Consider the following 15,036-nt stretch of genomic DNA (forward strand, 5'->3'; position numbering starts at 1 on the left):
CTGTAATTAAGATAAAGATATATCTACAATGATATGTCTTTATTTTTTGCAGTATTTATGACACTGAGCACGTTATAAAAACAATACTGTAGAGAGGCATTTTAAGAAAGTAATGTCAGAAATAAAAACTAGTAGGATAAGGATTTTAAAATATTTTGCGGTAGCTCTTTCCCACAAAAAAAGTCCGTAAATGTTTTAAAAAAATCCAAGGAGGATAATAAATAATGACTAAACGACTTAGAGTAATGGCTATCGTAGTATTTATATTGGCAATGTGTACAGGAACAGCATCTGCATTTTCACCTGAAAGTTCAGCCGACGACAATAATATGCCTGTAATAATTAACATTGACGGTGTTCCAAGAATGGTAAGCACTGAAGAAGCAACAGTAGGCGAACTGATGGCAAGTATAGACGAATTTATTGAAGCAGACTACAAACTTGAAAATGTAAGCGAAACAACAGCTCTTTGCAGTAACATGATAATAAATGTTGCTACAATAACAGAAAACATTATAACAAAGACAGATGCGATACCTTTTACAGTTGAGTATCGTGAGACAGATGCACTTGATTACGGTGTAGAAAGAGTTGTGCAGGAAGGTAGCGAAGGTGTTCTTGAAACAACAATCAAAGAAACAGTTTCAAAAGATGAAGTTTTATCTTCAGAAGTAGTTGAAGAAAAAATTGTTAAAGAACCAGTGACAAAAATAATTGAAAAAGGAACAGCAAGAAATATTGATGGATACACATACAAAGATGCGATAAACGTTAGAGCAACAGGTTATACAGGCTTTGATGCAGGTTGTAATGGTATAACAGCATCAGGAACAGTTGCAAAAAAAGGCGTTATTGCAGTAGACCCTAGAGTTATACCACTTGGAACAAAAGTTTATGTTCCGGGATATGGTGTTGCAGTTGCAGAAGATACAGGTGGAGCAATAAAGGGAAATAAAATTGACCTTTGTTACAACACAAAATCAGAAGCTTTCTCTTGGGGAGTAAGAAACGTAACACTTTACGTTTTAGATTAATTAAAAATACACATTTAAATGCTATGAGGGTGCGGAAAAAATTTTCCGCACCTATTTTTTTGTCTTTTTATAAAAAAAGAAAAACACCGTAGCAAATACAACAATATAAAATATGTTTAATATGTTTAAGATATTGTATTTGTAGAAATTAACATAATATTTTTGTCTTTAATGGTTTTTATAAGTTTTTTTTGGTATTATATCAAAAGATATTTTATTTATAGGGAGGTTAAAAAACTTGATTAAAAGATTTACAGCATTGTTTATAGCCCTTGTTGTTATGGTTTCAATGTTTTCCGGCTGTTCTTCAAATAATAGTGAAAGCAGTACAGGTTTTAAAATAGGAATTATGACAGGCACTGTTGCCCAAGGAGAGGAAGAATACAGAGCCGCTCAAATGTTAAAGGAAAAATACGGCGATATGATAGAATGTGTCACATATCCCGATAATTTTGTTAAAGAACAGGAAACAACTATTGCAAATATGATGCAGCTTGCTTCCGACCCTGATATAAAAGCAATTATAATGTGTATAGGTATTACAGGAGCTTCCGCAGCCTTTGAGAAAGTAAGAGAGGAAAGACCTGATATATTACTTATATGTGGAAACACTGTTGAGGACCCTGATATGATTTCCAAGATTGTAGATGTACTCATACACCCTGATGAAGTCAATATGGGTTATACAATACCAGAACAGGCGAAATCTATGGGAGCAGAAACTTTTGTCCATTATTCATTCCCTCGTCATATGTCATCACCTCTCTATAAAGAGCGTTTTGAGATTATGAAAGCAGAGTGTGAAAAATTAGGTATAAATTTTGTTGAGGAAACTTGTCCTGACCCTATGGGAGATTTAGGAATTTCAGGAGCTCAAATGTTTATACTTGAGGATATACCTAAAAAAGTTGAACAGTATGGAAAAAATACTTGTTTCTTTAATACAAACTGTTCAATGCAAGAGCCTCTTATAAAAGCTAGCGTTGACGCTGGTGCAATAGTAGCACAACAATGTTGTCCTAGCCCTTACCATGGTTATCCAGGAGCTTTGGGAATATCTGTTGATGAGGAACATTCTGGAGATACAGAATATATTATAAATGCTATACGTGAAAAAGTTGCAGAAAAAAATGGTACAGGAAGATTTTCAACTTGGGAAACACCTGTTAATATGACTATAATAGAGTCTGCTGTGGAGTATGCTATAAAATATTGTAACGGTGAGACTAATGGCAAAAATGACCCAGAGGCTTTAAAATCAGCCTTTGACGCTGTGGCTGGTACTGATAAGGTTAAAATGTCAAACTATAAAAGTCTTGTTACAGGGGAAGAAGTTCCAAATGTTTATATGATACTTGAAAATTATGTTAATTTTTAAATAAAAATGGGGGCTAAAGCCCCCTATTTTAATTATAAGGTGATTGTATGAATGTTATTGAAATAAAAAATATTACAAAAAAATATGGTGAAAATGTTGTTTTAGATAATGTTTCATTTTCATTAAATAAATGTGAAATACATGCTCTTTTAGGAGAAAATGGTGCAGGAAAATCAACTCTTATGAATATACTTTCGGGTATGCCTGTTATAGAGAAAACTGGTGGATTTTTAGGTGAAATATTTATTGAAGGTGAAAAAGTAGTTATAAATAATCCTAAAGATGCAGTAAAGTATGGAATATCTATTGCTAAACAGGAATTAAGTATTATAGATGATATTACTGTTTTGGAAAATATGTTTTTAAATGATGAAATAGTACATAAAAATTCAAAAACTCTTGATATAAATTCTATGAGAGATAAAACAACTAATATTATTAAAAGTATGAAGTGTGAATTTAAAGCTGATGATATTTGCAAAAATTTATCGGTTGGAGAAAAACATTTTGTTGAGATAGGTAGAGAGATAAAAAAAGATAATATAAAAGTTATTATATTTGATGAACCAACAGCTTCTTTGACAAATGATGAGAGTAAAATTTTTGGAGATATTATAAGAGATTTATCTAAAAAAGGAATTTCCATAATATTTATAACTCATAGATTAGATGAGGTTATGGAGTATGCTGATAGAATAACAGTTTTGAGATATGGAAAAAATGTAGGAACATTTAATAAAAATGAAGTGACAGAAAATGAACTGGCAAAACTTATGGTGGGACAAGAAGTTAATCCTATTGAAAACTATAAAAATAAAACATCAAATAATATTGCACTGTCAATAAAGAATTTGTCAGCAGAAAATGGAAATGAATTTATAAAAAACTTGTGTCTTGATGTTTATAAAGGTGAAATAATCGGCATAGGCGGAATGACAGGACAGGGAAGAAATATAATTGGAGATGTTTTGGGAGGAATTATAAATTCTACTGGTGATATATTTGTTAATGGTGTTAAAGTCAAAAATGGAGACAGTGAAAATATATTAAAAAATGGAATTGCTTATGTATCATCAGACAGAAAAGGTACAGGTCTTTATTTGGCTGGAAGTATATATGAAAATATATGTTTAAGTGCCATGTATATAAATGGAAAATTTATAAAAAAAATAGGCTTTATAAAGTTTAATGATAGAAAATCAATGAGAGAATATTCAAAAAAATGTGTTGATAAATTTAATATAAAGTGTGAAAACATAAATCAACCTGTAGGAGAACTTAGCGGAGGAAATCAACAGAAAGTTTGTATTGCAAAAGCTCTTGCCTTAAATCCCAAAATACTAGTGGTTTCTGATGTGACAAGGGGTGTTGATATAGGAGCAAAAAACAATATAATAGACAGTTTAAAATATATATGTGATAAAGAAGGACTTACTATAATTATGATTTCCAGTGATCTTAAAGAGCTTAGAAGTGTTTGTGGAAGAATTGCAATTATAAATAATGGAAACATAAGTGAGATAATTAATTCTGATGAACCTTCTGAGAGATTTGGAATTGCTATGTCCTATGGAGGTGAAAAAAATTGACAATAAAAAATAAAAAAAATATGCTTGTTTCTTTATATGTATTATTTTTTATAATATGTATTTTTATTATTTTTGGAAAAAACACTTTTTTTGATTTTTTAAATCGTGTTGGAATGAACGGTATACTTGTACTTGCTATGGTTCCTTCTGTATGTTGTGGAGCAGGTCTTAATTTTGGCATATCAATGGGAATACTCTGTGGACTTCTTGGAGGAGTAATTTCGATAGAATTAGGTTTTTCAGGTGTAAGTGGTTTTATTTTTGCTGTGGCTTTATCTGTTGTTTTTTCTACATTGACAGGAATAGGCTATGGGAAAATATTAAATGGAATAAAGGGCGATGAAATGACAGTGGGAACTTATGCAGGCTTTTCCGCTGTGTCCCTTATGTCAATAGCTTGGGTTTTACTTCCCTTTAAAAGCCCTGATATGGTTTGGACAATAGGAGGAAAAGGACTAAGAACAACAATATCTCTTGAAAATAGTTTTGGAGGGATTTTAGGTATTTTTGGAAGTATAGTATTTTTTGTGATTATGTGTGTTCTAGTCTATTTATTTTTACATACAAAAACAGGAATTGCTATGAAAACTGCTGGAATAAAACCTAAATTTGCCCTTAACTGTGGTATAAAACCAGATAAATATAGAGTTTTGGGAATAACTCTTTCAAATATACTTGGAGCATTAGGAATACTTGTGTATTCATCAGGTTATGGATTTATACAGTTATATCAATCGCCTCTTATGATGCCTTTTTCAGCTGTTGCAGGTATACTTTTAGGTGGTGCTACAATAAAAAAGGCTTCTGTTTTTAATGCTGTAATTGGAGTATGTATTTTTCAACTTTTAATAACACTATCAACTCCTGTTATAAATAGTATATTGACAGACTCATCTCTTTCTGACGCTGTGAGAATGACAATAAGTTATGGTGTAATATTGTATGCACTGGTTAGACAGGGGGGAAGAAGATTAAAATGACATCAATAAAAAATATATTTAAAAATTATACTGTACCTTGTATATTTATATTTTTGGGAGTAGTGGGATTTTTAATATCAGGTCTTTCCTTTAGAATGGTTTTAAATGATATTATAGAAAGACTTGGAAGAAATCTTTTTATAGTTTTATCTCTTATAATACCTATAACCGCCGGAATGGGTATAAACTTTGCTCTCACTATTGGGGCTATGGCTGGGCAACTGGCTATTATAGCTGTTGTTATAATGAATATAGAAGGCATTTTTGGAACTTTCACAGCCTTTTTAATATCCCTTCCAATAGCTTTTATATTTGGTTTGTTTATAGGAATACTTATGAATAAAACAAAAGGCAGAGAGATGATAACAGGGCTTATAGCAGGATATTTCTTTTCAGGTATATATCAGCTCATAATTATTTTAATACCTGTAAATAATCCTGTAATAGGTGTTGAAGGTGGCAGGGGTATAAAAAGTACCATAGACCTTGGAATTATAAAATACAGTCTTGACCGTTTTCCAACATATATAAGAATTATGGGAATAAAAATTCCTCTTTTTACACTTTTTATATGTGGTCTTTTGTGTGTTTTTATATGGTATCTTAGTAAAACAAAATTAGGTCATCATATGAAAATAACTGGACTTGATATAAAAACTGCTGAGGAGAGAGGTATAAATGTTAATAGAGTAAGAGTTATAGCCATAATACTTTCAACTGTTTTTGCAGCTTGGGGACAGATTATATCTTTACAAAATATAGGAACTTTAAGCACATTCGGAAGCCATGACCAAGTTGGTATATATGCAGCGGCAGCAATACTTGTAGGTGGAGCATCAATAAAAAAAGCCGGATTTATGAATGCCATTGTGGGAACACTTCTTTTTTATCTGCTTTTTATTGTTGCACCAAAAGCGGGTACAAATATTTTTAATGACCCTCAAATAGGAGAATTTTTCAGAGTTTTTATGGCTTATGGTGTAATAGTTGTTGCTCTTTATATAAATAATAAAAGAAACAGAGATTATTGACAAATGAGCATATGCACATTATAATAATATTGTGCATATGCTCATTATTCTTTAGGAGGTGGGAAATTGCCGAGAATGACGAAATGTAGAAGGGTATGTTTTGAACCTGAAAATAAAATATTTTATCCCGAAAGTGGAAACAATGATTTTGTTGTTCTCACTGTTGAGGAGACAGAGGCACTAAGACTTGCCGATTTGGAAAATATGGAGCAAAATGTTTGTGCTGACATTATGAATGTATCAAGAGGAACTTTTCAAAGGATACTTTATAATGCCAGAAAAAAAACTGCCACCGCTATAACACAAGGAAAAGGCATAAAAATAGAAGGTGGAAATTATGCCCTTTCAGATAAAAAATGTCTTTGTGGTAAAATGTGTGGAAGATGTAGACATGAAAAATAATTTAAAATATAAATAAAATAAATACCATTAGGGAGGAAATTTTTATGATAATAGCAGTTACATCAAAAGACGGAGAAGTTTTTCAGCATTTCGGACACAGCGAGGAGTTTACACTTTTTGAAGTTGAAAATGGAACAGTAATAGAAACTAAAAAAGTTGCTACAAATGGACAGGGACATGGTGCTCTTGCAGACTTTTTAAATGTTCTTTCTGCTAATGTTTTAATATGTGGCGGAATTGGTGGAGGAGCTAAAAATGCCCTCAGAGAAAAGAGAATTGAAATTATACCTGGTGTGACAGGAAAAGTTGATGAAGTTATAGTAAAATATTTAAGTGGTGAACAGATTGGAAACCCTGATGTTGAGTGTAATCATCATCATGAACACGGTGAAGGTCACGACTGTGGAAGCCATGACCACACTTGTGGAGGACATTGTCACAACTAATATTAAAAAGCCTGATTTTTTAAATCAGGCTTTTATTTTATTTATATATGTAGTTTCCAAATTCTACTGTTGTTGCTTTTATATTGTTGTCTTTCATAAATTGGCGAATTTCATATTCAAAAGCATCACTTTTATCTTCTTCATAGTAATTAAACATATTTTCGAGTTCTTTGTATACTTCTTCATCAATGGAATTTTTATTATTTTCTGAAAATTCTTCATATTTTATCAAAACAGGGTTTTTGTTGTCAGTTATATCAAATGTTAATCTACAAGGTATTTTTTCTAACTTTATAGCTTTAAATGTGTTATCTTCCATAACAAAATATCCAGCTATTGGAGCTACATATAAAGCTTCTTGATTTTCTGCTATTTTTTCAGGTAAATGTATTACATAAATATTTGTTACTGTGTATCCGCCTTCTAAGTCTTTATATTTATCCTCGTATATATTTTGTATTGCTTTATCAACAACACCGAAAGAGTGAAAAGGTTCACCAAAAGAATATCTTTTAAGCTGTTCTTCATAATCATTAAACCATTCTCTGCCACTTTCATATTGAGTTTCTCCAATATCTCCTATATTATAGGTGTTAGGATAGTTTTCACGACATATTTTCATCATTATATATTCTTTGTCACCGTCAGTGGTTGTTCCTCTAAAATAATCAATGAAATCCCAACAAGCTGTCTCGCCCATTTTTAAAAGCTGTGTATAGTTTGGGTGATATTTATATTCAGCTCTAACTCTATCTCCTTTATCTTCTAATATTTCATCAATGAGAGCCACAGAAGAAGTTTTTTCATTCTCTCTTTCTATTACATAATAGTCATTATCTATTCTTTCCCAAGTGTTTTCTATATATTTTTCATAGCTTTCTTTGTCATCAAAGTTTACTTTAAAATTACCGAATTGTAATTGGGCATTATCTCTTGTTAAGGTGTATGTTAATTCTGCACCATCCTCGGCACATATGCGAGATTTTACAAAATCACAGTTATCTATAAGTGTAAGTATCACAACAGAGTTTTTAACAAATTCTTTTTCGTCTATACTATCAATTTTTTCTGTTGCGAAATTCTTTAAAACTCCGTAAGGTTCATTTTCAGTTGTAAAAAGTTCTGTTTCCTGTTGATATACATTTGAATATTCAAGACTATTATATATACTACCAACAGCAGAAGCATTTCCTATGTAAGGAGTTTTAAGGTCATAGAGATTTTGTATATATTGTTCTTGTGTTGTTTCTGTATTTGTTTCTTTTGACTTACAGGATACAAATATACCTCCTGAAACTCCCAACAATGAAAGTACAATCATCAGTATAATTCCTCTTTTTTTGACTTTAGTGTCAAGTATATTTGAAAAACGCATTTTTAATGTTTCTTTATCTGATGAAAAACCTGTTGTGAGTACAGGATTTTTTAATGATGATTTTACAGTGTTAAGTATTGTTATACTGTACTCTTTTCTCTCATCTATTGAACAATTTTTTATAACTGTCTCATCACAGTAAAGCTCCATATCCTTTTCAGCCTGTTTTGTCATAATATATACAAGAGGGTTAAAAAAGTGTATTGATTTTCCAATTATAAGTATAAGTTTGTAAAGTATATCTTTTCTTTTACAGTGTGTAAGCTCATGAGCGAGTATAAGTTTTATACCTGATAAATCTTGAGAATTTATGTATATCTCATTTTTAAAAATGCCTGTACAAAGGGGTGAAGGGAGTATTTTGCATATAAAAATTTTAGGTCTTTTAGTTATATTCATTTCATTACAAAGATTTATATAAATATCAAGTATATTTGCGTCAGATATAGGCTCTCTCCACCTTTTAATCATTCTTTTAAATGATATATGTGAAAATATGTATAATGAAAAACATATAATTACACCTAAAAGCCATATGTAGGGGATAAATGATAATATATTTATTGGTTCTTTTGTCTCTGTGTTTGATATATTTTCTGAAGCTATTGAATTTTCAGAGTATGTATTAGAATTTGTATTATATTCATATACTCCATAATCTAAAGAATTAAAATTTTCTGTACTTTCTTCTGATATTTCTATATTGCTTGGTATGTTTATTATTGGTATTGAAATATTAAAAGGTATAGCTAACCTTATTGCCATAAAAAGCCATACAATATACATAAGACGGTTTGTATATTTGCTTTTAAGTTTTTTTGATATTAAAAGCATTATAACTATAAAAAATGATGAAAATACAGATATTTCAATTACATTTAAAAATATACTTCTAATCATGTTTATCCCCCCTAGTTTTATCCTCTATAAATTTTGAAAGCTCTAAAAGGTCATCTTCTGATATGGATTTGCTATTATAAAGTGAAGCTACAAGTTTTGTTATAGAGCTGTTATTAACTTTTTTGAAGAAGCTTTTGTTTTCAAAAGATATATATTCATCTTCTGTCACTAAAACTGTGTAACATTTGTTTTTGCCCTCTTTATAAGTGTCAAGAAAACCTCTGTCTATAAGTCTGTTTAAAAGTGTTTGAAGGGCGGAAACATTCCAAGGACGATTTTTTTCAAGTATTTTTTTAATTTCTGTTGTGTTTATATTTTTTTCCATAGTCCATATTACTTTCATAATTTCAAGTTCTGTGTCCGGAAGACGTGTTATTTTATTCATAAAAATCAACTCCTACAAATGTATTATATTTATATCATACAATTGTAGGAGTTTTCTGTCAATGTACAAACTATATAATTTTTAAAATTGAAAGCATTAAAAGTGCATTTACAAGAGATGGGGAAACATTAGAGCTTTTGCAGTTTTCCAAAGTATCTCCGCTCATAGAATAAACACTTTTTTGAGATTGTATTTCAGAAACATCTTTTTGTATAATTGAAACTGTATTTATACTGTTAAGTATGTCTATTGCTCTGTCAAATTTTTGTCTGTTTTCGCCTGTTGCAAATTCACGCATTGCCATTAAAAGACCGGCTTCTTTTGTTGGTGTCTGTATGCACTCTTTTTGTGCTGATGATATTGTGTTTTTTATACGTTTTACATACCTCTCATCAAGATTTCTTCTCAATGCTTCAAGAGTACCTGAAAGTTCATCTTTAACAAAATTTTCTGTGTTTATATCTCTTAAAAGTCCTGTTATATTGCAATCTGCCATAAAAAACCTCCTAACTTAAAAGTTTTTCTATATCCAGTATGCCTTTTTTAAATGTTAAATTACCCTTGTATGATGTCTCAATAATTCTTTTTTTAATTTGTTCTGGTGTTATATTTGGCTCTTTTTCAATAAGTAAAGCTGCTGCACCTGATACAATAGGCGTTGCCATGGAACTTCCAGTCATTTCTATATAGTTGTTGTCAATAGATTTAAAATCTTCACGTCCCTTCTGTGAAAAATCAAAGTCAGGTGACATTACCGATATTATATTTTCACCTGGGGCTAGTATATCCGGCTTTGAAAAAGTCTTTAATGATGATAAAAAAGATTTTTCGTAATATATAAAACTGTGAGAGCCAAATTTTTTCTTTATACAAAAATCCTCATAGGAGCCTACTGTTATTATTCTTGGATTAATTCCCGGTATTGTGACTTTTAAATTTTTGTCTATATTATTTCCAGAGGCAGCTATAACTGTTATACCGTTTTTCCAAAGATTATTTACTGCATTCATTAAGGGCATAAAAAGGCTTTTATCCTCTGTACCTATTGATAAATTTACTATTCTTATATTATATTTATGACGATTTTTTAATATCCATTCCATTCCTTTTACAGCACTAAAAGGTGAGCCCTGACCGTTTTTATCAAGGATTTTTATTGAAATTATATTACTTTCTGGTGCAATACCTGAATATTTGCCATATGAAAGATACCCATTTCCGCAAGCTATACCCGTTACATGAGTAACGTAAAATTATATTAACTTAATTTGGTAATGTAATTTTTGTTCATTGACATTATAATATTTTTGATGTATAATTAAAAACATAAAATTTTGTCAGTGAACTAACAAAATTTTACTAATAATATGTGATGGAGGTTGATATAATGAAAAAATTTAAAGCGTTAGCAGGAATAACAACAGCAGTATTAGTATCTTCAATATTTGTTACACCAGCCTTTGCCTTAGACTGGAGAGATGGAGCTCTTAAAAGCTGGGAATTTACTTATGTTGATGGAGGGGAAGGAATTGAATCTGTTACTGTAAGTGACACAAATAATACAGCTAATGGAGAGGTCGCAGAAGGAAGTACAGTAGTAACAAAAACAGGTACTATTATATGGCGTGATAGCTATAAAAATGTTACAACATTTACAGTTGATGTTAAAGATGGCTATGAAGTTTCAAAAGTAATTGAAAATGGCAGAGAAGGAGATTTTGAAAAAACTGATGATGGAGTTATTTTCAAATTTACAAGAGAGGGAGCAGAATTTTGGGGAATAGATGGAAAAGATGTTGATTTCTCTATTGAAACAGAAAAGATAGCTTATACTTTTGTTGATGAAGAAGGAAATACTCTTGGAACAGCAAAATTAGGAGATGAAATAGATTTTGAAGCTCCTGAAAAAGAAGGATATACATTCCTTGGTTGGAAACATGGTTATGAAGTTGTTACAGAATTTACAGAGGATATGATACCATTAGATGGGACAACTATAACTCTTTCTCCTGCATATGAAATAAACAAATATGATATTAAAGTTAATTATTATAATAATAACACACTTGGTGAGTATGGCGGATATATCCATGGTGATAAACCATTAACAGTAGATTATGGCACAGTTATTGACTCAGTTTATTTAAGAGATGTTTTAGGATGTCAAGAATACGATATAGTTGGTTTTGATAGTGTAACAGTTGGTGCTGATACTAAAGAAATTAACCTTGTAAACACAGTTCCTGTTGAAAAAGGAAGCTATGAATATGGCTTTACATATATAGGAAAAGATTCAGGAATTAAATCTGTTAAATTTTCAGTAGATAACGGTGAAGAAAAAAATATTGAATTAAATGAAAAAATAGTTGTTAATACTGAAGGAATTGAAACATTCAAAACTATTAAGTTTACAGTAGAAGTAGAAGATGGAAAAGAACTTGTACTTAAAGCATCAGGCTCAGAAAATAAAGTTACAGAAAATGAAGATGGAACTTATTCATTTGAATTTGTTAGAGATGGAAGTAAAAACGATTTTGGTTCTTTAGAGAATAGCGATATAACAATAAATCTTTTTACACAAAATAAATAAAATGTGTATATTTAAAAAGCACAGCTTTGCTGTGCTTTTTTATTGCAAAAATCTACAATATTTTTGATTATCAATAAACATATTGTAAAAAACGTGGTAAAATAATAACCGCATAAATAATTAATGATAATCAAAAATAAGGAAGTGTTTTAAATGAATGAACTGTTGCTTATTGCTGGTATAACAGCCATAGCGGGAATTGGAGGAACAGGGCTGGGAGGAGTTATAGGAGCTCTTTTTAGAAAGGACTCAAGCCGTACAGTAAGCCTTCTTTTAAGTTTCGCTTCAGGCGTAATGCTTAGTATTGTATGTTTTGACCTTGTCCTTGATGCAATACAGCCTGACAATGCCCTTAGTCAGACTAATATTTTTATAATATTAATATGCATTGCTTTGGGTGTTTTGGTTGTATATGGTCTTAACTATATTATAGACCGAAGAACAAACTGTGAAGTGCCACATATTGATGCAAATCATCCTGAAACTGCTGACGCCCTTGACGAGCTTATACACAGTGACCATTTAATGGTACATATGGAGAAAAAAGATTCTAAAAAATCTCTTTTTGTTGCTGGAATAGTAATGGTTTGTGCAATAGCTTTGCACAATGTACCAGAGGGAATGACAATAGGTGCATCAATGGCAAGTGAAGGCACTGTGGGAGCAGGTTCTGGAATGGTTCTTGCTGTTCTTATAGGACTTCACAATATACCAGAGGGAATGTCTGTTGCAGTTCCTCTTATAAGTGGTGGAATGAGAAAATTTAAAGCTGTTTTAATAACAGCTTCAAGTGGTGCTCCAACGGTTATAGGAGCTATATTTGGATATTGGTTAGGAGACCTTGGACCTTTAAGTTTGGCTGTAAGTTTAAGCCTTGCTAGTGGTGCTATGCTTTATGTTGTTTTTGGAGAAATATTGCCGCAGGCAATACTTATGTATCGCTCAAAACTTCCTGCTTTTTCCGTTGTTTTTGGAATGCTTGTAGGTTTAATGATAATATATGCATAATATTTAAGTATTTTATTGACAGTTAACACAGAGTATTATAAAATATTCCGGTCAAAATGAAAGGTGGAATATTAATTGGAAATACCTCTTTATAAACATGACTATGGAATTATAAAATGTCGTGCAGAAGGCTGGAAGTCTGATTATACAAAAAGCCGTTCTCTGCAAAGTACAGTTAACTATGCTTATTGTATATATTGTATGTGTGTAAATCTTGTATCAGAAGGAAAGACTGATGATAAAGAGCTTTTTAATAACAGTAAAGAGTTAGAGAATATATATTATAATGCTGGTGGTATAATACGTTTTTTAAGTAGTAGGGCAAAAGAAGTATATAATGCTGTAGGTTGTTATTATGCTGAAAGTTTAAATTTTTCATCGGAAAAAGCAGATTATTCAGAAAAACTTGTTATACTTAAAAAAATTGAAAAATTATATAAAAGACATGGAAAAAGTGTGGCTTCAAGCTATGCAGGAGTTCTTGAAAGTGTAATATCATCATCAGATAAAGAAAAGTCTGTTTTTTATATGAATGTTTTAAATAAACTCAGAAAAAATGAAGATAATGAAGGGGTTGATTTTTATTATTCATCAGCAATAATGAAAACAGCCGGATATTACAGCGATGAAGAAATTTTAAAATATATTGAAGAACTTAAAAATATATATTTAAAACGAGGTGAAAGCTGTAAAATAAATTATTATTTTATTCTTTCAAATTATTCCTATGAAAAGGGATTTAAAGAGGGAGAGAAAGCCCTTGAAAGTCTCTTGAATGAATACAGAGAAAAACAAGACAAAGACGCTTTAGGTATATATGCTTTTACAATGAAAAATTTGATATGTAGAGTTGATATAGAGGAAGCCTTTTCACTTACTGAAATATTGGGACAGGTATATAAAGACTCAAAAGAAAAAGAAGTTGCCTTTGAATATGTTCAATCACTTTTTAGAATAACTGAGGAAGTTGGAAAGCCATATATTGATGATTGTATAAAATATATTGATGAAGTTTACAATGAATTTAAAGACGATGAAATAGCCTATTTTTATTCCAGAGGTCTTTTTAATTTATTTTTTGAGACAGGTTCAGAAAAAGGAATAGAAATTCTCGATAAAATATACTCTTTATACTGTAATACAAAAGATGATAGAATTGCTTTTGAGTATGCAAAAGGTCTTTTTAACACTTCAGCAGGTGTAAAGGATATTGAACTTCACAGAAAAGCTCTTTTAAAACTTGAAAATATATTTGATGAGACAAAAAATAATGATATTATGAAGGAATATTTAATGGGACTTTTAAATTCTGTTTATAGAGGTGAAAAAAGCTCCCTTGAGAAACTTTATAATATTAAAAAAATTTGTAATGAAAAATTTTTTGAAAATATATTAAAGAGTGCAGAAAAATATAATCATATTATCGAAAATATAAATAAACCTTCTTTGTGTGATATTAATAAAACAATACCAAACATAAAATATACTGTATCTCTTAAAGATGAAGGAATATGTTATTCTTTTGAAAATTCAATGGATATTTTTGTTTATGATATGAATGATAAAGATGTAAATAACATTGAAAACATTGAGGGTAAAGCTTTTTATATTGAAAAGTGGGTATCTGAAAATATTGATACAATTAAAAAACTTGTGTTTATAGACAGATATGGTTATAGATTTCTTGATACAGATTGGAGTTTTGAAAATGAAAATATATCCTTTGGAAGTATCTCTTATAATGAGGCTTCTGATTGGCTTACGCCTGTGTCTATAAGTGTTTTTTGTAAAGAAGATGAAGTTTATTCCTTTGAAGTTAATTTCAAAGAAAATGAAAAATTTGATAAAGATAAACTTTTTGGAAAAGGTGATTGGGTTAGACCTGAAAATTTTGGAACAGAAAGTTTTTATATTTAAA

At 30.4% G+C, this 15,036-nt stretch carries 13 protein-coding genes and 1 pseudogene; 10 read left to right on the top strand and 4 right to left on the bottom strand.

All coding sequences use genetic code 11. The features are described 5' to 3' along the window. Nucleotides 1-224 precede the first annotated feature (224 nt). From B5E58_RS05050 to B5E58_RS05080, 7 genes are all read left to right on the top strand, one after another. A complete protein-coding gene (locus B5E58_RS05050) occupies nt 225-1,034 on the top strand; it encodes a G5 and 3D domain-containing protein (RefSeq protein WP_088108600.1) in 810 nt (269 codons plus the stop codon). Between the two features lie 238 nt (nt 1,035-1,272). Then, nucleotides 1,273-2,412, top strand: coding sequence for a DUF3798 domain-containing protein (locus tag B5E58_RS05055; protein WP_242956602.1), 1,140 nt, complete (start codon nt 1,273-1,275; stop codon nt 2,410-2,412). A 47-nt stretch (nt 2,413-2,459) separates the two neighbouring features. Then, a complete protein-coding gene (locus tag B5E58_RS05060) occupies nt 2,460-4,001 on the top strand; it encodes a sugar ABC transporter ATP-binding protein (protein ID WP_088108601.1) in 1,542 nt (513 codons plus the stop codon). Between the two features lie 20 nt (nt 4,002-4,021). Next, nucleotides 4,022-4,981, top strand: a complete 960-nt coding sequence (locus B5E58_RS05065) for an ABC transporter permease subunit (protein WP_088108742.1) — start codon at nt 4,022-4,024, stop codon at nt 4,979-4,981. Beyond that, entirely contained in the window at nt 4,978-6,012 is a 1,035-nt protein-coding gene (locus tag B5E58_RS05070; RefSeq protein WP_088108602.1) for an ABC transporter permease subunit, read from the top strand. The genes B5E58_RS05065 and B5E58_RS05070 overlap by 4 nt, the downstream gene beginning before the upstream one ends. A 75-nt stretch (nt 6,013-6,087) precedes the next feature. Then, nucleotides 6,088-6,414, top strand: a complete 327-nt coding sequence (locus B5E58_RS05075) for a DUF134 domain-containing protein (RefSeq protein WP_242956610.1) — start codon at nt 6,088-6,090, stop codon at nt 6,412-6,414. 44 nt (nt 6,415-6,458) lie between these two features. Next, the gene (locus tag B5E58_RS05080; protein ID WP_088108604.1) at nt 6,459-6,860 is read left to right on the top strand and encodes a NifB/NifX family molybdenum-iron cluster-binding protein; all 402 of its coding nucleotides are present in this window, start codon (nt 6,459-6,461) and stop codon (nt 6,858-6,860) included. Nucleotides 6,861-6,897: 37 nt separating this feature from the next. Here B5E58_RS05080 and B5E58_RS05085 read toward each other — a convergent pair whose 3' ends face one another. The 4 genes and pseudogenes from B5E58_RS05085 to B5E58_RS05100 form a co-directional block, all read right to left on the bottom strand. Beyond that, complete coding sequence (locus tag B5E58_RS05085; protein WP_088108605.1) at nt 6,898-9,135, bottom strand: M56 family metallopeptidase; 2,238 nt, start codon at nt 9,133-9,135, stop codon at nt 6,898-6,900. Beyond that, nucleotides 9,128-9,520 carry a BlaI/MecI/CopY family transcriptional regulator gene (locus B5E58_RS05090; protein WP_088108606.1) on the bottom strand — a complete coding sequence of 131 codons (393 nt, stop codon included), beginning with the start codon at nt 9,518-9,520 and terminating at the stop codon, nt 9,128-9,130. Before B5E58_RS05090 ends, B5E58_RS05085 begins: the two co-directional genes overlap by 8 nt. Before the next feature lie 70 nt (nt 9,521-9,590). Further along, nucleotides 9,591-10,016, bottom strand: coding sequence for a hypothetical protein (locus tag B5E58_RS05095; protein ID WP_088108607.1), 426 nt, complete (start codon nt 10,014-10,016; stop codon nt 9,591-9,593). 10 nt (nt 10,017-10,026) lie between these two features. Then, nucleotides 10,027-10,752: pseudogene (locus B5E58_RS05100) on the bottom strand (S8 family serine peptidase); the annotation flags it as partial. Nucleotides 10,753-10,907: 155 nt separating this feature from the next. Here B5E58_RS05100 and B5E58_RS05105 point away from each other — a divergent pair. From B5E58_RS05105 to B5E58_RS05115, 3 genes are all read left to right on the top strand, one after another. Beyond that, entirely contained in the window at nt 10,908-12,110 is a 1,203-nt protein-coding gene (locus tag B5E58_RS05105) for a hypothetical protein (RefSeq protein WP_088108609.1), read from the top strand. Nucleotides 12,111-12,263: 153 nt separating this feature from the next. Beyond that, entirely contained in the window at nt 12,264-13,118 is an 855-nt protein-coding gene (locus B5E58_RS05110) for a ZIP family metal transporter (RefSeq protein WP_088108610.1), read from the top strand. A gap of 75 nt (nt 13,119-13,193) precedes the next feature. Continuing rightward, entirely contained in the window at nt 13,194-15,035 is a 1,842-nt protein-coding gene (locus B5E58_RS05115) for a hypothetical protein (protein WP_088108611.1), read from the top strand. The last annotated feature ends 1 nt before the right edge of the window (nt 15,036 follow it).

This window comes from Tyzzerella sp. An114 (assembly GCF_002161055.1).
GTDB lineage: Bacteria > Bacillota > Clostridia > Lachnospirales > Anaerotignaceae > Fimicola > Fimicola cottocaccae.

Coding starts and splice junctions, on each gene's coding strand:
- B5E58_RS05105 (WP_088108609.1), top strand. CDS start 10,908: ATGAAAAAATTTAAAGCGTTAGCAGGAATAACAACAGCAGTATTAGTA.
- B5E58_RS05065 (WP_088108742.1), top strand. CDS start 4,022: ATGCTTGTTTCTTTATATGTATTATTTTTTATAATATGTATTTTTATT.
- B5E58_RS05110 (WP_088108610.1), top strand. CDS start 12,264: ATGAATGAACTGTTGCTTATTGCTGGTATAACAGCCATAGCGGGAATT.
- B5E58_RS05050 (WP_088108600.1), top strand. CDS start 225: ATGACTAAACGACTTAGAGTAATGGCTATCGTAGTATTTATATTGGCA.
- B5E58_RS05080 (WP_088108604.1), top strand. CDS start 6,459: ATGATAATAGCAGTTACATCAAAAGACGGAGAAGTTTTTCAGCATTTC.
- B5E58_RS05075 (WP_242956610.1), top strand. CDS start 6,088: ATGACGAAATGTAGAAGGGTATGTTTTGAACCTGAAAATAAAATATTT.
- B5E58_RS05060 (WP_088108601.1), top strand. CDS start 2,460: ATGAATGTTATTGAAATAAAAAATATTACAAAAAAATATGGTGAAAAT.
- B5E58_RS05070 (WP_088108602.1), top strand. CDS start 4,978: ATGACATCAATAAAAAATATATTTAAAAATTATACTGTACCTTGTATA.
- B5E58_RS05090 (WP_088108606.1), bottom strand. CDS start 9,520: ATGAATAAAATAACACGTCTTCCGGACACAGAACTTGAAATTATGAAA.
- B5E58_RS05085 (WP_088108605.1), bottom strand. CDS start 9,135: ATGATTAGAAGTATATTTTTAAATGTAATTGAAATATCTGTATTTTCA.
- B5E58_RS05095 (WP_088108607.1), bottom strand. CDS start 10,016: ATGGCAGATTGCAATATAACAGGACTTTTAAGAGATATAAACACAGAA.